This window comes from Candidatus Manganitrophus morganii, from assembly GCA_021651055.1.
Classification (GTDB): Bacteria; Nitrospirota; Nitrospiria; order SBBL01; family Manganitrophaceae; genus Manganitrophus; species Manganitrophus morganii.
Map to the genome: position 1 here is coordinate 1,385,853 of JAJHOH010000001.1, position 26,753 is coordinate 1,412,605.

General features: G+C 55.8%; 21 protein-coding genes and 1 tRNA gene. 6 read left to right on the forward strand and 16 right to left on the reverse strand.

What is annotated here, in order from left to right:
• Window positions 1-19: 19 nt before the first annotated feature.
• From MCM46_06115 to MCM46_06130, 4 genes are all read right to left on the reverse strand, one after another.
• Entirely contained in the window at window positions 20-424 is a 405-nt protein-coding gene (locus MCM46_06115; protein MCG3111384.1) for a hypothetical protein, read from the reverse strand.
• A gap of 10 nt (window positions 425-434) precedes the next feature.
• Window positions 435-653, reverse strand: a complete 219-nt coding sequence (locus tag MCM46_06120) for a hypothetical protein (GenBank protein MCG3111385.1) — start codon at window positions 651-653, stop codon at window positions 435-437.
• 325 nt (window positions 654-978) lie between these two features.
• Entirely contained in the window at window positions 979-1,182 is a 204-nt protein-coding gene (locus MCM46_06125) for a hypothetical protein (GenBank protein ID MCG3111386.1), read from the reverse strand.
• 215 nt (window positions 1,183-1,397) lie between these two features.
• Window positions 1,398-2,051, reverse strand: coding sequence for a Crp/Fnr family transcriptional regulator (locus MCM46_06130; protein MCG3111387.1), 654 nt, complete (start codon window positions 2,049-2,051; stop codon window positions 1,398-1,400).
• A gap of 182 nt (window positions 2,052-2,233) precedes the next feature.
• Here MCM46_06130 and MCM46_06135 point away from each other — a divergent pair, with 182 nt between their 5' ends.
• On the forward strand, window positions 2,234-2,404 hold the full coding sequence (locus MCM46_06135) for a hypothetical protein (protein ID MCG3111388.1): 171 nt from the start codon (window positions 2,234-2,236) through the stop codon (window positions 2,402-2,404).
• 184 nt (window positions 2,405-2,588) lie between these two features.
• Window positions 2,589-2,837, forward strand: coding sequence for a hypothetical protein (locus tag MCM46_06140; GenBank protein ID MCG3111389.1), 249 nt, complete (start codon window positions 2,589-2,591; stop codon window positions 2,835-2,837).
• 79 nt (window positions 2,838-2,916) lie between these two features.
• Here the strand turns inward: MCM46_06140 and MCM46_06145 are convergent, their stop codons facing one another.
• The 4 genes from MCM46_06145 to MCM46_06160 all read right to left on the reverse strand — a co-directional run bounded on the left by MCM46_06145 (window position 2,917) and on the right by MCM46_06160 (window position 9,443).
• The gene (locus MCM46_06145; GenBank protein ID MCG3111390.1) at window positions 2,917-4,545 is read right to left on the reverse strand and encodes a TolC family protein; all 1,629 of its coding nucleotides are present in this window, start codon (window positions 4,543-4,545) and stop codon (window positions 2,917-2,919) included.
• On the reverse strand, window positions 4,542-7,634 hold the full coding sequence (locus MCM46_06150; protein ID MCG3111391.1) for an efflux RND transporter permease subunit: 3,093 nt from the start codon (window positions 7,632-7,634) through the stop codon (window positions 4,542-4,544). Before MCM46_06150 ends, MCM46_06145 begins: the two co-directional genes overlap by 4 nt.
• The gene (locus tag MCM46_06155; GenBank protein MCG3111392.1) at window positions 7,631-8,806 is read right to left on the reverse strand and encodes an efflux RND transporter periplasmic adaptor subunit; all 1,176 of its coding nucleotides are present in this window, start codon (window positions 8,804-8,806) and stop codon (window positions 7,631-7,633) included. The genes MCM46_06150 and MCM46_06155 overlap by 4 nt, the downstream gene beginning before the upstream one ends.
• Window positions 8,807-9,065: 259 nt before the next feature.
• Window positions 9,066-9,443 carry a PilZ domain-containing protein gene (locus tag MCM46_06160; protein ID MCG3111393.1) on the reverse strand — a complete coding sequence of 126 codons (378 nt, stop codon included), beginning with the start codon at window positions 9,441-9,443 and terminating at the stop codon, window positions 9,066-9,068.
• Window positions 9,444-9,749: 306 nt separating this feature from the next.
• On the opposite strand from MCM46_06160, the gene MCM46_06165 reads away from it, so the two are divergent.
• Window positions 9,750-11,732 carry a trypsin-like peptidase domain-containing protein gene (locus MCM46_06165; protein MCG3111394.1) on the forward strand — a complete coding sequence of 661 codons (1,983 nt, stop codon included), beginning with the start codon at window positions 9,750-9,752 and terminating at the stop codon, window positions 11,730-11,732.
• Window positions 11,733-11,773: 41 nt separating this feature from the next.
• Here MCM46_06165 and MCM46_06170 read toward each other — a convergent pair whose 3' ends face one another.
• From MCM46_06170 to MCM46_06195, 6 genes are all read right to left on the reverse strand, one after another.
• Window positions 11,774-14,449: an EAL domain-containing protein gene (locus tag MCM46_06170; protein MCG3111395.1), complete on the reverse strand. Its 2,676-nt coding sequence runs from the start codon at window positions 14,447-14,449 to the stop codon at window positions 11,774-11,776.
• A gap of 70 nt (window positions 14,450-14,519) precedes the next feature.
• Window positions 14,520-14,699, reverse strand: a complete 180-nt coding sequence (locus tag MCM46_06175; GenBank protein MCG3111396.1) for a hypothetical protein — start codon at window positions 14,697-14,699, stop codon at window positions 14,520-14,522.
• Between the two features lie 60 nt (window positions 14,700-14,759).
• A complete protein-coding gene (locus tag MCM46_06180) occupies window positions 14,760-15,200 on the reverse strand; it encodes a hypothetical protein (GenBank protein MCG3111397.1) in 441 nt (146 codons plus the stop codon).
• Window positions 15,201-15,764: 564 nt separating this feature from the next.
• Window positions 15,765-16,967 (reverse strand): Fic family protein, encoded by a 1,203-nt coding sequence (locus MCM46_06185; GenBank protein MCG3111398.1) that lies wholly within the window; start codon window positions 16,965-16,967, stop codon window positions 15,765-15,767.
• Window positions 16,968-17,293: 326 nt separating this feature from the next.
• Complete coding sequence (locus tag MCM46_06190; GenBank protein ID MCG3111399.1) at window positions 17,294-17,503, reverse strand: hypothetical protein; 210 nt, start codon at window positions 17,501-17,503, stop codon at window positions 17,294-17,296.
• A 453-nt stretch (window positions 17,504-17,956) separates the two neighbouring features.
• Window positions 17,957-18,043 (reverse strand) — tRNA-Leu (locus tag MCM46_06195).
• Window positions 18,044-18,268: 225 nt separating this feature from the next.
• Between MCM46_06195 and MCM46_06200 the strand changes: the two genes are divergently transcribed.
• The 3 genes from MCM46_06200 to MCM46_06210 all read left to right on the forward strand — a co-directional run bounded on the left by MCM46_06200 (window position 18,269) and on the right by MCM46_06210 (window position 25,289).
• Window positions 18,269-21,625, forward strand: a complete 3,357-nt coding sequence (locus tag MCM46_06200; GenBank protein ID MCG3111400.1) for a GAF domain-containing protein — start codon at window positions 18,269-18,271, stop codon at window positions 21,623-21,625.
• Window positions 21,626-21,638: 13 nt separating this feature from the next.
• Window positions 21,639-24,356 carry a PAS domain S-box protein gene (locus MCM46_06205; GenBank protein ID MCG3111401.1) on the forward strand — a complete coding sequence of 906 codons (2,718 nt, stop codon included), beginning with the start codon at window positions 21,639-21,641 and terminating at the stop codon, window positions 24,354-24,356.
• Between the two features lie 132 nt (window positions 24,357-24,488).
• On the forward strand, window positions 24,489-25,289 hold the full coding sequence (locus MCM46_06210; protein MCG3111402.1) for a formylglycine-generating enzyme family protein: 801 nt from the start codon (window positions 24,489-24,491) through the stop codon (window positions 25,287-25,289).
• Window positions 25,290-25,457: 168 nt separating this feature from the next.
• Here the strand turns inward: MCM46_06210 and argB are convergent, their stop codons facing one another.
• Window positions 25,458-26,306, reverse strand: a complete 849-nt coding sequence (argB, locus tag MCM46_06215; protein ID MCG3111403.1) for an acetylglutamate kinase — start codon at window positions 26,304-26,306, stop codon at window positions 25,458-25,460.
• Window positions 26,287-26,712 (reverse strand): hypothetical protein, encoded by a 426-nt coding sequence (locus MCM46_06220; protein MCG3111404.1) that lies wholly within the window; start codon window positions 26,710-26,712, stop codon window positions 26,287-26,289. The genes argB and MCM46_06220 overlap by 20 nt, the downstream gene beginning before the upstream one ends.
• Between the last annotated feature and the right edge of the window lie 41 nt (window positions 26,713-26,753).

Genomic DNA, 26,753 nt, shown 5'->3' on the forward strand with positions numbered 1-26,753 from the left:
CCAATGTTCTCTTCGACTTTCAGGCAACATGCGCATCAATGATGGAATGGTTCTGTTGGTCGACCATGACGGTAATGGCCGTCCCTTTTTTGATATCGGTTATCTTTTCGGCGACTTCTTCTTTCATCTTGTAGAATTGCGAGGTCCCATTTTTAAGCTTCAACGTGACGACTTTCTTGTCTGAATCGACGGAAATGACCTCGCCATGAATCAGCGCCAGTTGATGTTTTCCACCGATGTGAATCATGTCGATGATCTGGTTCCCTTCATCAAACTCCAACAGAATACGATCGCCCGGATGAGGAATCGCCCCCGATTTTATAGCGCCTTTCATGGTAAAGTGACGGGTGGTCCCCCCCTCCATTTCCAAAGAGATCGTTTCTTCAGAAGCCTGACTCACTGTGCCGATCACACTCTGTAGCATCTTACCCTTTCTATTCTTCTTTGTTGCTTCCCGTAAGCAGCAACACGATGCCGCCGGCCAATGCGATGACCCCCACGATCGGCGGCGGCGGGACGGCTCTCGTCTTCTCAGGTGTCGCCCCGGAATTGAGATCGGCCCCCTTCTGTCGCGTGAGAGTAATCCCTTGATAAGCAAAGGTCAATACCCCCACGGTGATCAAGACAATGGCGAACAGTCTCTCCATTTTCATTTCGCTTCGCCCTTACAAAACCGGATTGTTGATAGCCTCCCGCGGGTTACGCGGTCTTCGGCCTTGAATGATGCTGCTGAGCAGGGCATGAATAAACCACCCTCCCATTATCGAGCCGTTCACCCATCCGAACAGCCACAGAACCATTAAAAACAGAGCGATCGTCCATAACATGAGTCTTGCCTTTCGAAAAATGATTAAGCCCGCTACCGGCCGGCGCGGGGGGTGCGCCGGCCGATAGCGATGCACCATGTCTTATTGCATTCGGACATGGATTCGTTCACTTTAAATTGGAATCGCCCCTCTCGACCCGGACAGGAATCGTCTAAGAGGTCCCGATCAACGGCTCGGCCGGTTTTGATAGCCCTTTTTCCCGGGGAGCCAATTTCTCTGTTTTGAAGATCCCCAGGAATGACCCTGCTGTCCGGAGCAGCCATCGGAGAAAAACCAGACCAAGCACCCAGACCGGCCAGAGGAGAACGAGAAAAATAAAAAGATATTGAAGGAGATCTTTTGTCGTGATCATCATTTTAGAAACCTCGGGCCATCTATTCCGTTGAAGACCACTCTGTTTCGACTCTCGAAAGAAAAGTCGCGACCCGCACCCGCTCCGGCGTTCTCACCGGACATCACTTCCCTTGGTGATATTCTGACGGGAAAAACAGAGAAAGTCTGGTCAATATTGCTCAGTTTTGAGAATCGAGAAGATCAAATGAATGACATGGTATAGAGGAGAGATGAGCGCTAATCGTGCAGGACGATATTCAGAAGGGAGCTGTGGACGCGCAATTCACCGTTATACTCGATCAGGCCGAGCTTCTTGAACTTGTTCAAAAAGAAGCTGACCCTGGACCGGGTGGTGCCGACCATTTCCGCCAGCGTCTCCTGGCTCATCTTCGGGATGACGAGCTCCGATTTTCCTTCTTTTCCAAAATGGGCCAGCAGAAGAAGCACCCGGGCGAGCCGCTTCTCGCTTGAATTAAAGAGCTGATCGACCAAATCTTCTTCGATCCGGATGTTGCGGGAGAGCAGATAGGCCATGAACAGTTCGGAGAAGGCGGGCTGTTCATGGAGCACGGAGATCATGGCGGCTTTTTCGATCCGGACGATCGTGGAATCTTCCATCGAGATCGCGGTCGCCATACGAACCGACTGTCCGGCAAGACACCCTTCGCCGAAAAAATCGGCGCGTCCCAGGATCGCCACGACCGCTTCCTTCCCTTTCGGGGAAACCACAGTGAGTTTGACCTTGCCCGACTGGATATAGAATACGGCGTCCGCCGCATCCCCTTGTAAAAAGAGGCTTTGTTTCTTCGGGGAGTTTAGAATCGTTTTTCCGCTGCCGACGATGGCAAGGAAGGTATTGGCATTAAAAGGAAGGGCTCGTTTACGCGTCATAAGGTTGGATCTGTTATAAAAGTACCGCAATCTTTTGTCAAGGCCCTTTCCCCCTCTTTAGTTTAAGCTATTGCGCTTCTCGCTCATTGCGAGTAGACTCTACAGAGGTCCAGATACAAAATCGAGATGTTAACGTCCTCTTGATTGTTCCAGATCGTCCAACCCTTTGAGAGGATGTGAAGATGATTTTGATCACCCATAAAATCTGCAGTGGACCGGCCCTTGAAACCAATTCCCTCGAATCTGAAACCCGCACCTTCCCGGCTGAAGATTTCCCCTTTACCTGCTTCACCTGTCTGGATGATATCCTCGAGCAAACGGAGCTGAGGGTTTGTGAAGAGTTCCGCATGTAAATCGAACACACAAGGAGCAGAAACAATGAGCAAGGGCAGGGATACAAAAAAACAGACCAAGAAAAAACCGGCCAAGACGATGCAAGAAAAAAAAGCCGCGAAGCGGTCCGAGAAGGAAACCCGGGGTTCTTTGAGGTAAAAGAGTCGAAGCGATTTGATCTTCAATCCAAAAGGTGAGGAATAGGTGGATCAAGAAGAAGCAAAACAGATGATTTTAAGTTTTTATCAGGAAATCGGCGGGAACCGGGAAGAGCTCCACTTTGGATCCGACTGGTTCAGCGGGGCTTCCTATAAAGTGACCCGGAAGGGATACGGTTATAAAGAGATCCGCAGAATGTACATCGACGACTATCTCGATTCGAAAGATCAATCGGCCGAAGACTATATCAAAGACAAACTAAAGAGGCTTCTTAAAATGGAAGCCGCTGCATAGAGCGACCCTCTCCGCTTCCCCCAAAATGATCGGCAAAGCGGTCTGATCCCGGGAAAGCCCCTCTCTCCTTTTTTTTAAATCACTGAATTTGCCCCGCCGCGGGAAGCCGGACGCCGCGGCGCTCCAGCAGGCTCCCCTCCGCGAGATAGAGCTCCACCAACGCGATGCGGTACTGGACGATCGCTTCAACCTCGGCGATGCTGCCGGCGAGCAAATCGCGTTGGGCCTGGGCGACCAGCAGCGCCGTCCCCGACCCCACGCTAAACCGTTCTTCTTCCGCGGCCAGCGTTTCTTCCAGGAGAATGCGGGTCGCCCGGGTGGCCGAGATCTGCTGACGGGCGCGCTCCACCTCATTCGCCACCAGTCGCACGTCGAGTCGGACGAGCTGCCGGAGGTTGTCCACCGCCTCGGCCGTCTGGCGCCGCGACGCCCGCGCGGCCCGGTCGAGCGCCGTCGCCGTCCGGTTGCCGAGGAAGTGGCTCAATCGGACGCCGGCGGTGACATCATAGGTCTCTCCGTTCAACTCGCGAAACGAATCGGAAAAGCTTCCTGCAAAACCGGTTTGCCCCAATGCGATAAAAAAATCGAGCCGAGGAAGAAGACCGTTCCGGGTGACGATCGTTTCCAAACGGTTCTGCGTCAACCGCAGGCGCGCTTCGTTCAAATCGGGGCGGGACCGCTCGGCGAGATCGAGACGGTCGTCGAGGTCGGCGATCGGCTCCGGATCGATGGCGGGATCGCTCGTCGCATCGACCCGAAGATCGAGCGGACGCTCTGCGCCGGGGTTGATCAACCGCAGCAGCCGCAGCCGGGTCTCCTCCACCAGACTGCGCGCATCGATGAGCGCTTGCTCCCGCAGGGCGACTTCGGCGCGGGCGGCCGCCGCCTCAATCTTCGGCAAAATACCGACCTCGATCCGAAGCTCGACCTCCTGCCGCTGCCGCTGCGCCACCTCCAGCGACCGCTCGAAAATCTCGATCTCCTGGCGCGCCAGGACGTAGTTCCAGTAGGCGGTCTCGGCCTCGGACAGAAGCGCCTCTGTAAATCCCCTCAACTCGTAGAGACTCGCCAGGGTGTCAAGCTCCGCCTGGCGCACGCTCACCAGGTTCACCGCCGGGCCGAATCCGCGCAGCAGCGACTGAGTGATGCTCAGTCCCAGCCGCGCGGTCTGCTGCTCGGGGGTCCGGTCGGAGCTGCTTCGGCCCTGCCCGACCGCCGCTTCGAACGTGGTGCCGGTCGGCAGATCCTGGCGGATCCCGGCCACGGCGGTCCGCTCGCTTCCCTCGACGTTGAACTGCGTGCCGGTGGCGCGGTCGGTCTCGCTGAGCCGCTCTCTCCCGTAGGTCAGCTCCGCGAACAATTCCGGATCGAACACGCCCCGCTCGATCTGCTCGAACGTCCCGGTGATGATCGGGTTGATCTGGCGGACCTTCAGATCGCGGTTGTTGTGCAGCGCCAGCAAGATCGCCTGCTCGACGGAGAGATCAACCGGCCCCGCGTCGGGCAATGTGAACGGGGGCGGCTCGGCCAGCACCGGTTGAACCTCCTCCGGCAGCGTGATGGGACGGACGGTTTCTTTACGAAGGTGGGATTCTAAATCGGCGTCAAAGAGGCGCCATCGATCGATTTGAAGGCAGCCGCCGGAGAGCGCGAGCAGTGCTGCGGCCGGAATCAATATCAGACGCCGAATCGGACCGGGTCGCGTCATGCGCGGCCCGCTTTCGGTTCGGGATGGAAGAGGGAGTAGACCGCCGGAATGAGGACCAGCGTGATCAGGGTGGACGCGGTGAGGCCGCCGGCGACCGCCCGCGCGAGGGGGGCCTGGGCATCGGCCCCCTCGCCGATGCCGAACGCCAGCGGCAGCAGGGCGAGGATGGTCGTCAGCGTCGTCATCAGAATCGGCCGAAGCCGCCTTCGGCCCGCCTCCGCCATCGCCTCGCGGACCCCCATCCCGCGCTGGCGCAGCTGCCCGGCCTGGTCCACCAGCAGAATCGCATTGTTGACGACGATCCCCCCCAACATGATGCAACCGATGTACGATTGGAGGTTGAGCGTGGTCTTCGTCAAAAAGAGGGTCACCAGGACGCCGACCGCCGCCAGGGGGACGGAGACCATCACAACGACAGGATCGCGCAGCGACTCGTACTGGCAGGCGAGGACCATATAGACCAACACCAGCGCCAGCACGAGCGACACGATCAGCTCCCGGAACGACTTCTGCTGCTCTTCGAAGTTGCCGGCGATGATCAGGTCGTACCCGACGGGACGCGGGATCCGGTCGAGCCGCTCCTGCACCTCCCCGGCGACCGAGCCGAGGTCGCGCCCCGCGACGTTCGCGGTGACCGTCACCAGCCGCTGCTGGTCCTTTCGTTCGATTAGGATCGGTCCGCGGCTTGGTTCCGCCGTCACCAGGCTGCGGAGCGCCACCTGCTCCCCCGACGCCGTGGTCAAGGTCAGATTGAGGATCTCGTCGAGAGAACGCTTCTCGGCATCTTTGAGCTGCACGAGGATACGATAAGAATTGCCCTGGCTTCTGAAGAGCCCGACACGGGAGCCGGCGATGGCGGTCTCCAGAACTTCAGTGACGTCGCGAACGCTCAGGCCGACGTCGGCCACCTTGTCACGGTCGACCCGGATCTCCTGCTGCGGAATGCCCGCTTCGCGGCTGGTGTCGACGTCGGCAATCCCCGGCACATTCGAGATCCCCTCGGCGACCCGGGCGGCCAGCGCGTCGAGCGTCTGAAGGTCGAACCCGCGGATCTCGATCGTCAACCCTTCATCCCCCCCCAGGAGCCGGTCGAGCAGGAATTGGCCCTGCGGGGCGCGGGTGCGAATTTCCATGGCGGGAATATTCCCCGAGAGACGGCGCCGCAAATCCTCGGCGATCTCCACGTTCGAGCGGGTCCGCTCGGCCGCCGGCCGCAGCGACAGGTTGATCTCCCCCTGGGCGGCCGCGTCTGGCCGCCACCCCAGCGCCCCGACGCTCACCACCGACGAGACCGCTTCCGGCACGGCGGCATGGACGATCCGCTCCATCCGCCGCGTCTGCTGATCGACCAGCTCCAGCCGGGTCCCGACCTCCATCTCGCCGGTCACGCGGACCTCCCCCTCGTCGCTGGGAGGGAGAAACTCGGTGCCGATCATCGGCGCCAGAAGAAGGCTCGCGGCGAAAATCGCCGCGGCGCTGAAGACGGTCAGCCATCGGCGGTCCAACACCCGTCGGAGAAGATCGCGGTAGCCGTTTTCGAACGCGGTGAAAGCCCCCCCCGCGGCGTCGGCCCAGCGCTCGAACCGGGACGCTCGCTTCGCGGGCTGCGCCTCCCCCGGCGGTTTCAGAAATCGGGAGGCGAGCATCGGCACCAGGCTGAGCGACACCAGCAGGGAGCAGAGGAGGGAGAACATGATGACGTATCCCAGCTCCTGAAAAAGGATGCCGGAGACGCCGCGGACGAAAACCAGCGGGAGGAAAATGACGAGGGTCGTCACGGTGCTGGCGATGATCGCCGGGCCGACTTCCCGGGTCCCTTCCACGGCGGCGACCGCCGGCGGCTCGCCCGCCTCGTCCCGCCGGCGGAAGATGTTCTCCAGCACCACGATGGAGCTGTCGACCATCATCCCGACCCCCAGCGCCAGCCCCCCCAGGGTCATCAGGTTCAGCGTGAGGCCCCAAAAATAGATCAGCGCGAAGGTGGCGATGAGCGAGATCGGGATCGCCAGGGAGATCACGAGGGTGCTGCGGAAGCTGCGCATGAAGAAGAGGAGGACCGCGATCGCCAGGCCGCCGCCGTAGAGGACCGACTGCGCGACGTTGGCGATCGACCGCTCGATGAAATTCCCCTGGTTGCTGACCGGCACGATTTCGATCTGCGGAAAGGTTTTGTTGACCTCCTCGATTTTGGCGAGCACCGCCCTGGAGACCTCGACGGTATTTGCGTCGGCCTGCTTGCGGATCGCCACCCGCAGGCCGCGCTCGCCGTTGACCCGGATGATCCGCGTCAGCTTCTCATAGGTGTCGGTGACCTCGGCAATCTGGCGGAGCGTCACCGCGGCGCCGTCGCGCCGTGTAATGACCGTGTTGCGGATTTGATCGAGATTGGCGAACTCGGCCGGCGCGCGAAGGGTGACCTCGTACCGTCCTTGGTCGATCCGGCCCGCCGGCAAATCGAGATTGGCGTCTTCGATCGATTGGAGCACCCGGTCGAGCGGCAGGCCGAGCGCTTTGACCCGGTCGGGATCAAGCCCGATCCGGACCTCCCGGTTATAACCTCCCCACAAATCGACCTGGGCGACCCCCGGAACATGGGTGAAGCGGTAGCGGATCTGGTCTTCGATCAGCTGCGTCAGTTCCACCGGGTCGAGCGCGCTGGAGATGCCGAGGAGCACCACCGGGAATGAAGCGATGTCGAATTTGCTGATCCGGGGCCGGACGATGTCTTCGGGGAGCTCGCTGATCTCGTCTTCCAGCGTCGCCTGCAGATCGATCGCGGCCGCGTCGATATCGGTCCCCCATCCGAAGCGGACCCGGACGCGGCTGCTCCCTTCCGACGATTGGGAGGTGAGCTCCTCCACGCCGGGAACGGTCCCGACGATCTCTTCGATGATCTGGGTGACCAGCCGCTCCATCACCTCCGGGCTGGCCCCTTCGTACTCGGTGCTGATCGTCAGCGTCGGCAGCTCGATTTCGGGGAGGAGGTCGATCCGCAGGCGGCTGAAAGAGACCGCGCCGAGAATCACGACGATCAGGGTCACCATCGTCACGAAAATCGGCCGCTCTACGCTGAGTTGCGGGAGCCTCATCCGCGCTCCGCCGTCTTCGGGAGGGAAGCCGCTTCGCCCTGCTCGGCGGGAATCGTCACTCGGGAACCGTCGTCCACCAATTGCTGACCGAGCGTGACGACCCGGCCCGACAATCCTTCCCCCTCCACCTGCACGCGGCCTCCTTCCCGGATGCCGACGGTCACCTCGCGCCAGGCGACCGTCCGGTCGGCCTCATTGACGACGAAAACCCCGGTCCGGTCGCCGCGGGTGGTCAGCGCCTGCTCCGGAACGATCGTCGTCTCCGGAACCCGGTCGAGCACGATCGTCGCCCGGATGAACATCCCGGGTTTGAGACGGCGTTTCGCATTCTCGATTTTCATTTCGACCCGCGCCTGTCGGGTCGCTTCCCGGAAGACCGGGGCGATCCGGGCGATCCGTCCCTCGAACGGCTCGCCGGGATAGGCGTCGGTCATCAGTGAAGCGGTCTGGCCGACCCGAAGACGGGCGTAGTCTTTCTCCGTCACGAAAATCACCCCGGTGAGGGGATCGAGCTCCACGATCAAGAGCAGCGGCGCGTTGGCCGAGACGGTCTGTCCTTCGTCGACGTAGCGCTCCGCCACGACCCGCCGGTCGTCGCCGCCGCTCCAATCGGCGGTGATCTTCGTGTACCGCAGCCGGATATTCGCCGTTTCCAACGACGACTCGGCCCGGGTCAACTGCGCCTCGGCGACATCGAGCTGGGCCTGCTTCGCCAGCTGGTTGATCTTGGCCGTATCGCGCTGGGACTCGGACGCCACGCCCCGCTCAAGCAGCGTTTCGATCCGTTGTAGTTCCCGAAGCGCGATGTCGAGCCCGCTTTCGGCTTCGGCGAGGTTGGCCTTCGCCACCGCCAGATCGGCCCGCGCCTGGGCGACCGCCTGCAAGTGCTCGTCGTCGTCGAGCTCCGCGACCACCTGCCCGCGCCGGACGGTGTCGGCGAGGTCGACCGCCAGGCCCTCGACGCGGCCGCTCACTTTCGGCGCGACAACGAACTCCGCCAGCGCCTCCAGCGTGCCGCTGAAGGTCCGCCGCAGCACGATCGGCCCCTGCTCGATCGGGGCGACCTCCACCGGCGCCGGCGGGGTATCCCGCCTCGCGGCTTTCGGATCGGCGCCGTCCTGCATCCGGCTGAAGGCGGTCCAGGCAAAGCCGACCGCCACAGCAACCAGCACAACGATTGTAATCCGGACGCGTCGGTCTATCTTATTGAGCAGTGATGATCCTCCTTCGTGAACACGCACAAGGCCTCGTGTGGTTTGCTTGCAGGGGCGTATTGCAATATGCCCTTCTCAAACGAAGGTAGAATAACAGATTGATGAGGACAGTTCAAACAGGCGAAGAAAAACCGTAAGGAGGAAACATCAAAACAGATTTGCGGTCGGCACGGCTGAAATTAAACCGTCGTAATCGGTCGGATTCCGCCTTAGAAACTCAGGGGATGGCGACGACGGCGGCTTCCAGGCGTTTTAGGTAGGCGTATAATTTGGGGTGTTTCTCTTCGATCTCTCCGAAAAAAATCCCTGCGGTGTAGCGTTTCTTATCATCTCCGGTTCCAGCCCAGGTCACTTCCCCCAGAATCGATTCATGAAGCGATTCCCTATCGTCGGTCAGCAAAGAGAGTGCAATGAGGATCTGATCTCCCTTTTGCATCCGCTTCTCAGTATAGATCCCCATCCCATGCGTGGAGACCGACCGGACCAGCGCCTCATTCCACTGCTGGTATCCTTGGTGGGTGTAATGAATTCGAGCGGACAACGGAATGCGGGGATATCGCCGATAATCGACCGGATTATTTTTTGAAAAAAACATTCTCACCTCCAAATTCGTGAACGACAATGTAAAATTATCAGAACTATCCGATCTGTCAAGGAAGAAGAAGCACGGTCGATTCCGACCTGAACAATCTCCCTTTTTTATGGATTCTTGCGGTCAGAAAATTTCTGTACGCTTTGCCGCCTACCGGGAAAAACAGTGAGCCGAATCACGTTTAATCGGTGACTTTCCCGGTGGATGCAATCGCGCGGTTTTGTGATAGGATGTGGATTGCCGTAGGGGCGTATTGCAATATGCCCTGAGCGCCTTCATTAACCAACCGGATAGGAGGGATCAACCGTCTTGATTTATAAACTGATCGGGCTGGCCGTCATGGTATCCATCCTTGCGCTTCCCAAGAGCGGGTTCTCCCAAACGGAAGGAATCGTCCCAAGCCGCATCAACAGCGCCGTTTACGAAGTGATCGTGCCGAAGCCGCCGGACGACACGTTGACCTATGAAAAAGAGCTGCCGCTCGACTTTCTCCCCTTCGTCATCCGGAACGACAAATATTATTCGATCGGAACCGCGTTTGCGATCAACGGCACCGAATTTATTACCGCGGCCCATGTGCTGAATCTGGGGGTCAAAAGCCAATTTAAAGAGGCCTTCGTGCGGGACAATCAGGGAAAGGTCTTTGCCGTCGATCGGATGATCAAATTTTCCAGCCGGCGCGATTTTGCCGTCTTTACGGTGAAGGACAAATCGCCGTCGGAATATTTTGATCTTAATCCAAACGCGCATATCAACGAAAAGGTTTATGCCGTCGGAAACGCACTGGGAGAAGGGATCGTGATCAGGGACGGTCTCTACACCTCCAATACGCCGGAAGAGGTCGAAGGGGCTTGGAGCTGGATCCGATTCTCCGCCGCCGCCTCTCCGGGAAACAGCGGCGGCCCGCTTCTCGACTCAAATGGAAAAGTGATCGGCGTGATCACCCGAAAATCGCCGAACGAAAATCTGAATATGGCCTTGCCGATCGCCGAGGTCCGGAAAGCCGACGGCAGCTCGGCGGAGATTTACCAAAAGAGCTCCTATCAATTGGACGTTTTCGATTCGATCAAAACCGGAACGCTCGACACCCAAATAAAATTGCCGATGCCGTATGGCGATTTCAGAAATGCATATATCCGCATCCAAAGTGAATTCAACGCCAAGCTGTTGAAAGAGCTCTTGTCCGAAAATCAAGCCGATCTTTTCCCGAACGGCCGCGGCTCGAAAAAGTTGCTCTACAAAAACGCCCTCTCCGACTTCCCTCAGCTCATCATGAAACGCCCGGACGGCCATTGGGACGCGGCCCCGCCCGAAAAGGTCGATCGCGCCGATCTGGGAAACAAGGGCTCGATTACGCTGGGCCGGATACGAAATTCGATCTTTTTAAAAATTCAAAAGCCGGAGAATCTTTCCCTGGCCGATTTTTACGCCGATTCAAAAGTATTCATCGATTTGGTCTTGAAGGGGATGCCGTGGTACCGGTTCGTCGGCCCGGAGCGGGTGAGAATCCTCTCGTTCGGAAAGGCGGAGGATGAATCTGTTCATATCGACTCTTATGGCCGGAAGTGGATGGTCAAAACGTGGCCGATTCCCTACATTGATCAGCAGGTCGTGACCTTCTCCTTGCCGGTGCCCGGCGGCGCCGTCACGATGCTGAGGGTGGGCCAAACCGGAGAGACGTTCGACGGCCACATTCCCGACTTGAAGGTCCTTGCCGATTTCGTCTACGTTTCCTTTGACGGCACCTTCAAAAAATGGCGCGAGTATCTTGAAATGAAAGAGGTGATTCCCCCTTTGTTCGACACGATCGCGCTGACGGCGAATCAGGATGCGTTCGAGTATCAGTCGAAACGACTGAAGCTCTCATGCAGCTCCGACATCATCAAGCTGACCGATCAGAGCATGCTGACCCTCGGATTCAGTTATTACCGAAGCGGGAATGCAACCGTCTGGGATGTCTCGAAATTATTTCTCAACGAAAATAACTTCAAGCATAATGGCTTCGCCGTCACACGGAATATGCGGGCCGATGAAGATCTCGACGAGATCGATTTGAATCGGTGGCAGCGGCTCTTGGAGGGAGAAAAGCCGTACGACATGAAAACTTATCTAATAAAAGACAATACGGCGATCAGCGCCGTCTACAAAAACATCTCACCCGTGAAGACCAGCACCGCGGCTTCCGTTTTATACGATGTCACCCATGTTCAATCGGGAATCATCGACCAGGGTGAAATGGAATCGGCCCTCCACAAAATGATCAAAAACCTCACGGTCCTCGAAAACGAGTAGAGGCCGCCGATGGGTCGTTTCTACTCAGACCGGACGGGCGATTAACAGTGAAATTTTTCGGTCAATAATTTCATCGCTTCTTCGGCCGGCAAAGGCCGGCTGAAGAAATATCCCTGCGCTTCATCACATCCGACGGAATGCAGGAACGCCAGTTGCTCCGCCGTTTCCACCCCCTCGGCAATCGCTTTCAAGCCGAGACCGTGCGCCATCGTCACCACCGTTTTGGCGATGACGGCGTCGTTGTAATCGGCCATCACCGACGAGACAAAGGACTGATCGATTTTCAACTTGTCGATCGGAAAGCGCTTCAGGTAACTGAGCGAGGAGTAGCCGGTCCCGAAATCATCGATCGAAATCCGCACCCCCATCGCATTCAATCCCCGCAAGGTCGCAATCGTCGCATCCCCTTTTTGCATCAAGATGCTCTCCGTCAACTCCAGCTCCAGAAAGTCGGGGCTTAAACCGGTTTCTTCAAGGGTCCGGGTGATCGTTTCCAACAGATCTTTTTGCTGAAACTGGCGGCCCGAAAGATTCACAGCGATCTTCACCGGGGGCAATCCGGCCTCCTGCCATGACCTGTTTTGGGCGCAGGCGGTCCGCAAGACCCATTCGGCGATCGGGATGATCAACCCCGTCTCTTCCGTCAAAGGGATAAACTTCCCCGGGGAGATCATTCCGGAATGAGGCTTCTCCCAGCGGATCAACGCCTCCATTCCGACGACCCGGCCCTCCCGGAGATCGATGACCGGCTGATAATACAAGACAAATTCGTTCCGCTCCAACGCATGGTGGAGGCTCGTTTCCAGCTCCAAGCGCTCCATCACATTCAGATGCATCTCGGAAGAATAAAAACGGCAATTATTCTTTCCCTGCTCTTTGGCCCGGTACATGGCGGCGTCGGCGTTTTTGAGCAATTCTTCAGCGGTCTCGCCGTCATTCGGATAAATGCTCACGCCGATGCTCGGGGTCATGAACAGCTCGACGGAATGGACATTAAACGGTTTGGAGAAGGCGTCCAAGATCTTTTGGGTCATTCTCGGAATCATCTCCGTATCGGAGATGTCATCCAAAATCACCACGAACTCATCTCCCCCTAAACGCGAAACGGTATCGACACTGCGCACACAAGCGACGAGTCGGTCGGCGACCCCCTTGAGCAGGAAGTCGCCGTAATGATGTCCCAACGTGTCGTTGATCACCTTGAAACGGTCCAGGTCGAGAAACAACACGACGACGAATTGATGATGCCGGCGCGATCGGCTCAGCGCCTGATTCAAACGATCGGTCAATAAAAGCCGGTTCGGAAGGTTCGTCAACGCGTCATAATGCACCATATGCTTCAGTCGCTCTTCGGCCCGTTTTCGTTCCGTGATCTCCGTTCCATAGACGTTGACATATCCCGCCTCCGGCACCGGGTTAAACATCAAAGACCAGATGGCGCTTCCGACCGTGACTTCCAACTCCCGATTCACACCCGCCCGATAAACCTTCGACACCTCCGTCCGAAAAAAAGGAGGAGAAGGCTCGCCCGATTTCCAATCCCACAGTTTGAGCAAGGCGTGCGCCACGCGGTTCGCATAAAGAATCATCCCCTCTTTTGAGATGCGAAGCACCGGATTCGGATTCTCCGCCGGGAATTTCGCCAAAAAATTAAGCTCCTCCTCGATTCTTTTTCGCTCGCGGATATCCCGGCCGATGATGACGACCCCCTGGGCGCTCTGGTCCCGGTCGCGCAAATGGGAGACGGAAATGCTGACATCGACCCGCCGGCCCCCTTTTGCATGGAATTCCGCTTCCTCGTCTCGAATGGTCGTCCCCTGCAGCGCCTCCCCGAACCGATGCGCTCTGGCGGCGGCCAAAAAAGAGGCCATCGGCTTTCCGAGAAGCTCTGTTCTGCTGTAGCCTAAGATCGAGCAAGCGGTCGGATTGACCAGCCGGATCTTCCCCTCGGCGTCGCAAACGATGAGGGAGTCGGCCATGGTTGCGATAATCTGATCCGCCACAAAAGCGGGGGTGATGTCGACCAACCGATAACGCCGGATCGTTTGGACCGCGATAATGAAGAAGACAAAGATCGGAAGGTATCCGAAAGGATAAATCGGAACGCCGTACTTCGCGAAGTAATCGATGGAACCGAGCGAGGCGATGCCGAACCCGACCATGAACGCCTTCACGCGAAGCTTGTGTGTTCCCGGCCTCGTCTTTTTGAACTCGGCTGAAAACTCATAGAGGCTGAGGGCCATCGTTCCGAAGAAAAAGGCCAAAAAGGAAAGACCCAACGCCCCATATTTCGGATAGTATCCCCAGGGATAATAATGAAGGTCGGAAATCAACAGGTCGGTGGCGAGCGCAAAAAAAGAAAAGACGAAAGAAAGAAATGAAACGATCCAGACGATGATTTTCCTGCGCTCCGTGATGCGCAGAACGGTCACGGCGAAAAAATAGACGGCGGAGGGGATAAAAGGGACCCCCAGATAGGCCCCTTTCGCCCAAAGCAAGGCGACCTTTTTATCGGTCGCGGCGTACATTCCCGAAAAGGCGAAGAGCCAGATGCCGGCGGCCAGCGCCATGATAAAAAAAGAAAAACTGACCCGCGTTCCCCGCTCATGCACCCAGACGAACGTTCCGAGGAAGAGCAACGCCACGGCCAAGAGAAAGGTCGGAACGGAAAACAGACTGTACGCGTAATAGGCCGGGTCCAACAATTGCTCGATCATGCTCTCTCTATCTTTAACTCCACTGCCGGCCTTTCCAAGTGCCGTAACGTCTAAAGAAGATACCCGTAAGTCATAAAATCGTCAAGAACAAAAGCTCCGTTGAGACACCGATAGACCGGCCCCTCGTGGTGCGCAGCCCGCAAAATTGCTTCATCATCGTGGTGAAGTTATCCGTAAATTCAAAAATGGTTGTATTGACGGCTTTGACGGTTTCAAGCGGTTGCCCCATCTCTTCCGAAACCGCTGTCATTTTTGGATACTTCCGCCCCGGTTAAGTCTTCCAGGCTCCCGGTCGATTTATTCTGTATTATTATTCTTTAGCGAGAGTTGCTGCTAGCTTCTTTTCAATACTTTGGAACAACTCCGATTCCAGCTTCCCAGTCGATTCCTGAACTTCCCACCGCCCCAGGTCGAATGAACCGCTTTGATTAAAGTACTCAAAACGACCATCAATCCGAACCTTTGTTGCACTCCATTGCTGCCGAACGGAGATATTTAACTTGAACCACCCGATCATCCCCGTCCGAGCTTCCACAACATCGGTAATAATTAAACCGCTGTCTTTCTGAACGATCGTAAGCGGGATGACCCGTTCGTTCAGTACATCCAAAACGGCAAACCACGTTCTATCATAATCAGCCTGATAAACCCTCTCCTTCTGTTCCGGCGCAAGGGGTACAGCCGCACACCCAAATGTAAAGAGGGCGACCAATCCGAGGACGATCCATTTCATAATAGATTCTTTATTCATCGTTCAATCATCGAAGTACCTTAGCTGGCACTACTCAAAGCAGAGCCATTTTAGGACCGACCATCGAGAGAGTCAATCTAAAACGGAAAGGATATCCCTCACGGCGATAGCCTCAGAAATGTACTTCTTCGAGTGAATTTGGATGGACGGAGGGAGGAGTAGTCTCTGTTTGATAAGGATTAAAAAAGAGATCTACTGAAGTGGTGGGCACGGCAGAATCGAACTGGTATGAGGTTGCCCGCGGCAGTTTTTGAGAGTCCCAAGACTGAATAACTAAAGATATAAGTTTAATATTATAAACTATTAAGATCCCCTTTATTCATAGGGTGATTCAAAGCAGAATAAAATTAAACTTATATCTTTATTTGTACCTGTAACCGTAACCTAGATCGTGACTAATTTTCATGAAAACCGTGACTGGAATCGTGACCTAAAATAAGTGGCATATTATAAACTCACCCATCCCCCCTGGGGTGTGTGTAGTGTTAGGGGTGGTAATCTAAAGCGACCGAGCAAATTTTTAATCTATAGAATAAACATTAATTTTATAATTCCAGAAAAGGTTTATTTCGATTTAGTTAAGAACTCAGGAATGAAACTCTTTTCCTCAAGAATATGTGAAATGCCTCTTAACAGGTAATTATTTACAAATCCAATTGTGTATTTCCTGCCCTTTTCTTCTAATGGTAAGAGCATATTTTTTTCTCTTAATTTTTTAATAACACGTGATCTCTGTATTGCAGAACCACCAATAATTGATTTTAAATCGGCAGATTTTATTATCATACCCTTGTTTTTAACTACAGCTCTAAGGACTTCACATTCTCTAGCTGTTATATGTCTTCGATCTAGAGCATGAGATAACACAGGTAAAAGTATTTCGTTAGTCATATAGTCTAGATTTAATAATCTGTCTATTTTTTCAATTTCTTTCAATAATCCCTGAAGAACATATGTACACCATTGGAGTATATTTTCCTCTTTTCCTGTATCAGCAAGAGCTAACATGTCGTAATACTTATTACGATCCATGCAAAATATCGCTGTAGGATTTAAAATTCTCCCGTCTTTCACTTTAAATCCTTGCTTGATTAGAAGTGCATATGTAAACATTCTAATTAATCTGCCATTTCCGTTATCAAATGGGTGAATCCATGCCATTCTGTGATGAGAAAGTGCAGTAATAAGTAGATCGTATTTTGAATCAATTTTCTGATTTGTGAAACTTAAGAGTTCCTGAAAATAATCAGGAACACGGGTATGATCTGGTGGTATCAGTGATGATTTTTGAACAGTTACGTTTATAGGTCTTAGAATACCTGGGTAACGTGATCCTTCCCCGTTAGGTGGCGGAGTCAGCCCATCAACTATAATTTTGTGAACCTCAGAAATAAGGGCGCGATCTATTGTAGTCTGTTCATCAACATTCTTCTCTATAAAGCCGATTGCACGATCAATATTATAAATTTCACGTAATTTCTCATCTCGGGTTTCTCTCGGGCTATTCTCAATAACTTTTTCAATAAATTCTGCTAGAGTTGTGTTGTTGCCTTCAATGCGTGCTGAACCTAGGCTCTCCAGGATCTGAAATATTTCCTTCAGCTGAAAAAATATATATGGGGGTACAGGGCCACCAAGTTTCTTAACTCTCAGTTTTTCGAGTTCAATAATAATACTCGTCAGTTCTGAGTCGAAAGAAGGCTTATAAAGAGTAAGGGAAATATCTTTAAATTTGACTTTATCTTTATTTTCAGAATTTTCATCCATGATTTAACATCATACAAAATTAACCCTTATAAATCAATAATATTTATAATAACAAAGAAATAGCTATTTAACATTCCCGCATTTACAGATTTAACACCCCCCCTTATCTTAAGATATAATCTGACGAAATTATGCTAGTTCTTCATCCGCTCTAATATCTCTTCTACTTCTCGTTCCTCTTTTCTATTCCGATCTACCAATTGAACATACTCTTTACCACCACAAAACTGACAACCCTTTGTAGGTTTCTTCATCTCTCTTTTATATGAAGAGCAGAATTGAAGATTAAACAGGATATTAAGAAACCGACGAGAGCAACAACTCGCTTATTTCTTTATTCCAGCTAGCATTTCAAGTTCTTCCATCGCCTCCACTAGAGTGTCTGCCAAACACCCAAGGGGCTTTCCACAGTTGTATTCCCCTTTGAGTCCCTTGATGGCCCAAAGGATCAATTCCATCTTAGTCAACACACTATCAACCGAGACCTCCTTAGTCGCCTTGATGAATTTATTAGTCGGCACCCTCCATTCTCCCATTGAAATCTCCATTGATACTATGTTGCTTGATAGTAATGCTCAGGAAATTGAAAATAGGATAGGCATAGCTAACCTGATAAGGGTTTTTTAAACCACGCTCTTGATGGGATGAGGATACAACATAGGATTCGACGCTTTTCGGATCAATGATCCAAATCTTTTTAGGGACCATGACCGTAGTAAGACGACCCTTAAGACGACCTCTTCGAATGGCTTTAAGAACAGACTCAGGAGTGATTTTGAGGTGACGAGATGCCTCTGAAATAGTGTAGTGTTTCTTCTTCATAGCAGGTTAACCTAACATAACCTGAAATAAAGAACAATATTTGGAAGTACGTGGATTCAAGAACCGATTCATAATGTGACAGCGTCTACATTATGAATTTGGATGAACGGAGAGAGGAGTGTCCTCTGCTTAAGTAAGAAAGTAAAAAAAAAGAGATCTATCTGAAGTGGTGGGCGCGGCCAGAATCGAACTGGCATGAGGTTGCCCTCGGCAGTTTTTGAGACTGCTGCGTCTACCGTTTCCGCCACGCGCCCCGAAAGCCCCCCAATATTTAACATATCTCCCCCTAATTAATCAAGAAAATCAAATTCCCCGCCGGCCACTACACCGCCGGGCTCTTCCTCCCCTACATCCGCTCCACGGCGCTCCGGCACTTTCAGTCTACGCTGGAATAATTGATCCCCACTTGCATCGTCCATCGTCATTTCCCTATAATAACGAAACCCCATTTTTGTTCCCGAATTTAAGGGTCAATCTCTATGAGCCAATGGGCAGTCAGCTGGATCTTGCCTCAACCCGGCGAGGAAAAGCGGGTCACCATGGCCAAGTCGGCCGGTCTCCTCTATTTCTTTTCGACGGCTGTCGTCTGGACGACGATCCACCTTTTCCCCCAGTCGGATCAGAGCGTTCCCCTGGTTCTCGATCTGATCTGTCTGGTCTCCGCCGTCACCGGGTGTTTCTTCCTGATACTCGATTGGAGACGTCTCTCCATCCGCGCTTTTTATTTCACCACGGTGTTGACCCTCTTTTATATTGCCGGATTTGTTTTTTTTAGCGGCGGGGCCGCCAGCCCCTATGCTTTCTTATATTTTCTCGTGATCTTCTGGTCCTCTTTCTTTCTCTCCCGGAAAGAGAATCTCACCGTCATGATCGGCGCTTTCCTCTTTACACTGCTCCCCTTTTCTTATGATCCGGCCGCATTCTCCTCGAACACCATGACCCTGGAGGGGATTTATTCCTTCTTCTATTTCCCGATCGGATGGATCATCAACTTCCTCTCCAACCAAAAGGAGGAGGCCTATCAAAAAGAAAAGGCAACCTCCCTGGAGCGGGCGCGGTTCGCCTCCCATCTCGAAACGCTCCAGCAGATCAGCAGCCGTCTGACGGCCGAATCGGAGATCGATCGGCTTCTTCAGCTGATTCTCTTCGAGGGGCTGCGGCTCCTTGATTTCGAAGTGGCCGGGTTGTTGCTTTGGCGGCAGGGAGAGGAGGCCTTTGTCCTCCGGGCCGTCGCAAACCTTCCTCCGTCCCTCATCGGACAGAAATTTCGAAGAGGAGAAGGACTTGTCGGCCGCGTGGCCGAAGAAAAGACGATTCTCCTGGTTCATGATGATCCCTCCTTGAACAGTCCGATTGCGGAGATCGCCTCCCTCCAGTTGAAAACGTATATCGGAATCCCGATCTTTTGGAAAGGAGAGGTGATCGGCGCGTTTAATATGGCGACCTCTCAGCCGAACAAAACGGTCACCGACGCCGACCGGAAGCTCGGCGAAATGCTGGCGCAGCAGGCCGCGGTTGCGATCGAAAACACCCGGCTGTTCCAGCAATCGGTCGAGCAGGCGCGGCGGCAGGCGCTCCTCTATAAAGTGGTGAGCGCCGTTTCCTCCAACCTTCCCCCCCAGGAAATTCTCCATCGATTGGCCCAGATCGCGGCGGAGGCGGTGCATGGGACCTTCTCCGTCCTACTATTAAAACAGGGGGAGGAAATCATTCCGAAGGGAGCCTACCAGGTTCCGCCCGTCCAGATCCCCTTCTTCACCGAGGCATTTAAAATCGCCACGGTCCAGGAGGAAAGCCCCGGCATCACGGCGATTCGCGAGCGGCGGGTGGTCACGATTCCCCAGCTTCAATCGGAGCGGACGATCCCCCTCCCGCTGCGGGAAGAGGCGACCCGTTTCGGCTTTCTCTCTCTCGTGGCCGTCCCACTCCTCTTCCAGGAGGAGAGCAGCGGCGCCCTGGTGGTCTATTCCGGCGAGGCCGGCGCTTTCCCGCCGCACGAAATTGAGATCCTCTCCGCGATCGCTTCGGAAGCGGCCACCGCCGTCCACTATCTGAAATGGCTCGAAGAGCGCGACCGCCACCTGGCCCGAACCGAGGCGCTTCGGGAAATCGCCCAGGAGATCGGCGCTCAATCGAACTGGCTTGCGGTGCTCGAATTGGTGGCTCAACGGGGATGTTCTCTGATGGAGATGGAAAAAGGAGGGATCGTTCTGCAGAACCGCGACGGCGCTTCGTACGTCATGCAGGTCGCCGTCGGCCCCTCCTCCCCGGAGGCCGGCAAGCGGGTCGTGCCAGATGAGATGATCGGCCCGATCCTCCGGGAGAAGAAAAACATCACGATCGAAGATCACCCCGACTTCTTCGAAGCCCTCCCCCTTTTCCGCGGAAGGTCCATTCAATCGGCGATTGGAACGCCGATCCTGGTCAAAGAGGAAGCGGTCGGCGTCCTCTTTTTCCTCACGGCCCAACGGGGAAGAAGCCTGAGCAGCGAGGATGGAAAAACCATCGAAATTCTCGCGCGTTATACCGCCATCGCCATCGAAAACGAGCGGCTTCACGCCGAGACGGCGGCGCTTCACGAGCGCTTCGCCCTCCTGACCAAAGAGATCAGCCTTAGCCGGAATCTCGATCAAGTCTTTTTCCACATCGCCGAAGGGCTCAAACGCCATGTTTCCTATAGCCGGCTCAGTATCGGCTTTCGCGACGAGTCGTTAAAGGAGATCCAGCTCTTCCGGATCGAGCAACAGAATCGGATCGGGACGGCCCGCTGGTCTCAAGAACAGTCGGCGATTGACTGGGTTCTCGCGCACCAACGGCCGCTGATCCGCCCCGATCTCGGCGCCTCCCAAATTTATGCCGAGGATCGCTTTCTCTTTCAGGAGGGAATCCGTTCTTACGCCATCCTTCCGATTGTGTTGAAGGGGGTGGTGATCGCCACGCTCAATCTCAAGAGCGACCGGCCCGGCGCCTACTCCGACACCCTGATCGAGTCGCTCCTCCCCTTTGCGAACCACCTCGCTCCCTTTATCGAGAACGCCCGGCTTTTTCAGGAGCTCACCCACAAAAAAAGGGAAGCGGAAGAGGCAAGCCGTCTGAAGACCGAGTTCCTCTCGAACGTGTCGCACGAGCTTCGGACCCCGTTGAACGCCATCATCGGTTATACCCACCTGCTCCAGGATGAAATCTACGGCCCCCTGCGGGACCGCCAGCAGGAACCGTTGAGCAGTGTCCGGCGGAACGCCGCTTCGCTTTTATCGCTGATCAACAATCTGCTCGATCTCTCGAAGATCGAGGCGGGGAAGGTCGAAGTGAACCTGGAGGAATTCGGTCTGGAGGAGCTCTTGCAGGAGGTCTTCGAAAACGTCAAACCGCTCCTTCACGACAAGGCGGTCGAGGTTCACTGGCGTCTGGCCCGGCCGCTCTCTCCCCTTTGGAGCGATCCGCAGCGGGTCCGTCAGATCTTTCTGAATCTCTTCTCCAATGCCATTAAATTTACCGACCACGGATCGATCACCATCTCCGCGGCGAACCAATCGATGCCGAGTGGGATCGTCCTTTCGGTCGAAGATACCGGAATCGGGATGCGGGAGGAGGATCTTCCCACGATCTTCGACCCCTTCCGGCAGGTGGACGGCTCCCTCACCCGGTCGGCCGAAGGAACCGGTCTTGGCCTGACGATCGTGAAGAAGGCGCTGAATCTGATCGAGGGAACAATCGAAGTCGAAAGCGCGTTCGAGAAAGGCTCTCGTTTCACCGTTTTCCTCCCCGACCTCGCATCAAAAAAGGATCAAAATCCTCAAAGCCGGCCTCGGCCCGGCCGGATCGCCACACAGTAAGGAAGAAAGACCGTTGAATCCCAGGAAGAAAAAGCAGCCTTCCAGCCCTTCCGTTCATTATCAAAGCGGCGCGCAGCGCTTGCCTGATCCCGGCGAAGATCAAAACCATCCCGCCCTGGAGGCGGCACAGCGGCGACTCGCCTTTCTCTCCGAGGCGAGCGCGATCCTCTCTTCCTCGCTCGATTATCCGACCACTCTCGCCAGCGTCGCGCGCCTGGCGGTCCCCCTTCTCTCCGACTGGTGCGTCATTCACATGCTCGGCCCGGACGGCGTCCTCTCCCAACTCGCCACGGCCCACACCGATCCGTCCCGGGTCGAAATGGCCTGCTCGTTGAGCGAACGATGCCCGATCGGGATCAACCTGTCGAGCGGACCGGAACGGGCGCTGATGACCGGCCGATCGGAGCTCTACCCCCAGGTGACCGATGCCATGCTCCAGGCGGCCGCCCAGGACGACATTCACCTTCACGCCCTCCGTGAAATGGCGTTCAAATCGGCGATGGTGATCCCGCTCTGCGCCCGCGATCAAATTTTGGGGATCATTACCTTCCTCTCCGCAGAATCGGGCCGCCGATTCGGGCCCGCCGATCTCACCTTCGCCGAGGCGCTGACCCACCGCGCCTCGCTGGCGGTCGACAACGCCCTTCTTTACGAGGCCGAGCGGACGGCGCGCGCCGAGGCGGAGACCGCCCGGCAGCGCCTCACCTTTCTCTCCGAAGCGAGCATGGTCCTCTCGGCGTCGCTCGACTACGAAACCACGCTGAAGCGGGTCGCCCGCCTCGCCGTCCCCCGGTTCGCCGACTGCTGCATCGTCGATATTCTGGAGAAGGATGGTTCGATTCGCCGGCTGGCCGTGGCCCACGTCGATCAAACGCGGGAGGCGCAGATCGGCGAGATCCGGCGGCGATATCCGCACGACATGAACGCGCCGCACGGCATCCCGAAGGTCCTCCGGACCGGCGAGCCGAAATTCTTCCCCGAGGTCACCGAGAAGGTCTTGGCCCAGTTCGCCGGCGCGCATGCCGAATTGATGGAGATCCTGCGCGGGCTCTCCCTTCGATCGGGCATCTGCGCCCCGCTCTTGGGCCGGGAGCGGACGATGGGGGTCCTCTCGCTCTGGATGGCCGATTCGAACCGCCGTTACCGAGAATCGGAGCTCCCCTTCGCGGTGGAGCTGGCGCGCCGCGCCGCCCTGGCGGTCGACAACGCCCGGCTCTATCAGAAAGCGCAGGAAGAGCTGGCGGAGCGGAAACGGGCGGAGGAAAAGGTCCGCTTTCAGGCCCATCTCCTCGACGTGATCGGCCAAGCGGTCATCGCCACCGATTTGCGCGGGGGGATTATTTACTGGAACCATTTCGCCGAGAAGCTTTACGGATGGTCGTCCGAGGAGGCGTTCGGCCGGGACGTATCGGAAACCATGGCCGCTCCCGCTTCTGCGGAGAAAGCGGCCGAGATCATGGCAGAGCTGCGGCAGGGCAAAGCCTGGAGCGGTGAATTCCTCGTTCGGCGCCGGGACGGAACGGCCTTCACGGCGATGGTCACCGACTCCCCGGTGTACGACCAGGAGGGGCGGATCATCGGAATCATCGGCGTCTCTTTCGATCTCACCGAGCGAAAACAGGCGGAGGAGGCATTGAGGCGAAGCGAGGAGAAAAACCGCGCCCTCCTCAACGCCATCCCGGACATGATGTTTCAGCTTCGGCGGGACGGGACAATCCTCGATTTTAAAAAAGCGAAGAATATCGAACCGCTGGTTCCGCCGGGCGAATTCCTCGGAAAGAACCTCTCTGACATTCTCCCGCCCGAAGTCGCCGGTCCGACCCTGCGCCATATTGCGCAGGCTTTAAAAACAGGAGAAGTGCAGATTTTTGAATACCCTCTCTGGATCAACGGGGAGCCCCGCGACTACGAGGCGCGGATCGCCGTGAGCGGGAAGGAAGAGGTTCTGGCCGTCATCCGCGACATCACCAAGCGCAAGCGGGCCGAAAAAGAGCTACAGCAAAAGAAGATCGAGGCGGAAGAGGCCAACCGGTTGAAGTCGGAGTTCGTCTCGAACGTCTCCCACGAGCTTCGGACCCCGCTCAACGCGATCATCGGCTACACCTCGCTCCTTCTTCATCGGAGTTTCGGAGAGATCGGCCCGCGGCAGGAAGAGGCCCTCCTGAGCATTCATCGAAACGCCCGCGCTCATTTGGGTCTCATCAACAATCTGCTCGACCTCTCGAGGATCGAGGCGGGAAAGATGCCGGTTCTTCTGGAGACGATCGATTTAAAGCATTTTCTCCCCGCTCTTTTCGACGAGATCAAGCCGCTGATGGAAGAAAAACCGATTGAGGTCCTCTGGAAGATCGGAAAACAGCTCCGGCCCCTTCAAAGCGACGCTCAAAAAATCAGGCAGATTTTTTTGAACCTCCTTTCCAATGCCATCAAATTCACCGAAGCGGGATCGATCACGATCTCGGTGACCGCCGCCCCCCGGCGGAAGGGCCTCTATCTTTCGGTGGAGGATACCGGCATGGGGATGAAAGAAGAAGATCTCCCCACCATCTTCGATCCTTTCCGGCAAATCGACGGATCGTTGACCCGGCACGTCGGCGGCACCGGCCTTGGTCTGACGATCGTAAAAAAAGCGGTCGAGCTGATCGAGGGAAAAATCGCGGTCCAGAGCACCTATGGAAAGGGGTCGATCTTTACGGTGTTCTTGCCGAACCTTGAAAAAGAGAGGGTGTAGGGGGTAGGGTGATAGGGGGTAGAAACTTATCGCCGACATCATCTTCTTTCTCTACTTTCTTTCTCTACCCCCTACCCCCTTTTCTTATCCGTCCCCTTGACCCTCCCCGGCAAAATCTCTATAATCCCCGCCATGGTTCAGCTTGTTTTTCCCGCCATCGTCTTTATTGGGATGATCTTATCGAGTTGTTTTCTCCGGGTTCCGCCCCCTCCCCCCGAGATGGTCGCCGTCCCCGCCGGGGAGTTCATTCGCGGAAGCGACAAGGTCGATGCCGACCGCCAGGGAGAAGAATTCGGCTCTGCAAAACCGTGGTATCTCGACGAGCACCCGCAGCACAAGATGCACCTTCCCGCATTTTATATCGACCGCTACGAAATCACCAACGCCCAATACAAAACCTTCATCGACGCCACCCGATCGCGCCCTCCGGTCTCTTTCTTCATCCGGAGCGTTCCGCCGGGGCGGGAGAACCATCCGGTGACCGACGTCAACTGGTACGATGCCGACCGCTACTGCAAATGGGCCGGAAAACGTCTTCCGACCGAGGCGGAGTGGGAGAAAGCGGCGCGCGGGACCGACGGAAGGGAGTTTCCGTGGGGGAACGCGTACGATAACAAAAAACTGAATGCGGGGGACTCCGGTTTCGGGGATATCGTGCCGATCGGTTCCTTCAAGGCGGGCGCCAGCCCCTACGGCGCGATGGACATGTCGGGAAATGTCTGGGAGTGGACCGCCGACTGGTATCAACCCTATCCCGGCTCCGACTACAAACATCCCAACTTCGGGGAGAAACAGAAAGTGTTCCGGGGAGGGGGATGGGGGGGACAGGGGCATTTCTCGCTGCCGCTCTTTTATCGAACGACCTATCGCTCGTCGATCCCACCCGAAGAGGCGTATGCCGATCTCGGATTTCGCTGCGCAAAATCACCGTGAAAGAAATCCATTTCTTTCGTGGAGGCGCAATTCATTGCACCTGGCCAGGACTCCGAAGAAAATGAATCACGCCCCTACAGATGAAACCGATACGGCAGGAGAATGGTGAAGGGGAAGCCCTTCCCGACCTCGCTGGTAATGCAGAATCTTTGACCGGCATCAAATCTCTCACGCAATAATCTCCGTTCCGACCCCCTGGTCGGTGAAGATCTCCAGCAGGAGCGCATGCGGAACGCGGCCGTCGATGATATGCGCCTTTTGGACCCCCCCTTCGACAGCGGAGAGGGCCGCCTCGACCTTCGGGAGCATCCCTTTGCTGATGGTTCCTTTTTTGATGAGCTTCTGGACCTCTTTTCGGGAGAGGGTCGGGAGGAGCTTGCCTTTGTCGTCTAAAATTCCGGGGACATCGGTCAGGATGAGGAGCTTCTCGGCGGAGAGGGCCGAGGCGACCTCGCCGGCGGCGAGATCGGCGTTGATATTGTAGCTCCGTCCCTCCTCATCGGCGCCGATGGGAGAGATCACCGGGATGAATCGTCCCCCCTCCAACGTTTTGATGATCTGCGGATCGATCGTCTTTACGTCGCCGACCTGCCCCATCTCTTCTTCCCCCTTCATCGGCTTCGCCTGAATCAGCGCGCCGTCTTTTCCGGTCAGGCCGACCCCTTTCCCGCCATGCCGATTGATGAGGGAGACGATCTCCTTGTTGATCGTTCCTCCCAGGACCATCTCGACGATCTCCATCGTCTCGGCATCGGTGACGCGCACCCCTTTGACGAACTTCGGCTCTTTTCCGAGCCGCTTCATCATCCCCGAGATCTGCGGGCCGCCGCCGTGGACGATCACCGGGTTCATCCCAACATATTTCATCAAGACGACATCTTCGGCGAACTGGGTTTTGAGCGCTTTTTCGGTCATCGCCGCCCCGCCGTATTTGATGACGATCGTCTTTCCGAAGAAGGCGCGGATATACGGCAGCGCCTCGACGAGAATCTGGGCTTTATCGTGGAGGTTGCTCATCGACCTGGACCCTTTCCATAAAAACGGCGAGGAGGGAATCGATATCCTCCGCCGAAAAAACCTGGTACGACTCCTGGTGTTTCACCACCGTTTCCCGATGGCGCTCCTTCTCTTCTTCGCTCAGGTGGCTTAAATCGATCCAGCCGATCCCCTCTTTCCGGGCGACCTCTCCGATGGTTTGGAGCGCCTCGGCGGTGGCGCTTCGAAGGACCAGCCAGATCCAGACGGTCTTTTTTCGAACGGAGAAGGCAAGGACAAACTCCCTGAAAGTGCTCTCGAAGGGGGAAAGGAAATAGAGATGTCGGATGCAACCGCGGAGCGAATCGAGCCGCTCCGGGGCGTTCTCCGCGATGAGGATGACCGGGATATTCTTTTGGGGCCTGGATCGGGGTTGCGTCGTCGCCATCGTGTTACGGGGTCATGCCCGATAAAACATCGGGGATGATC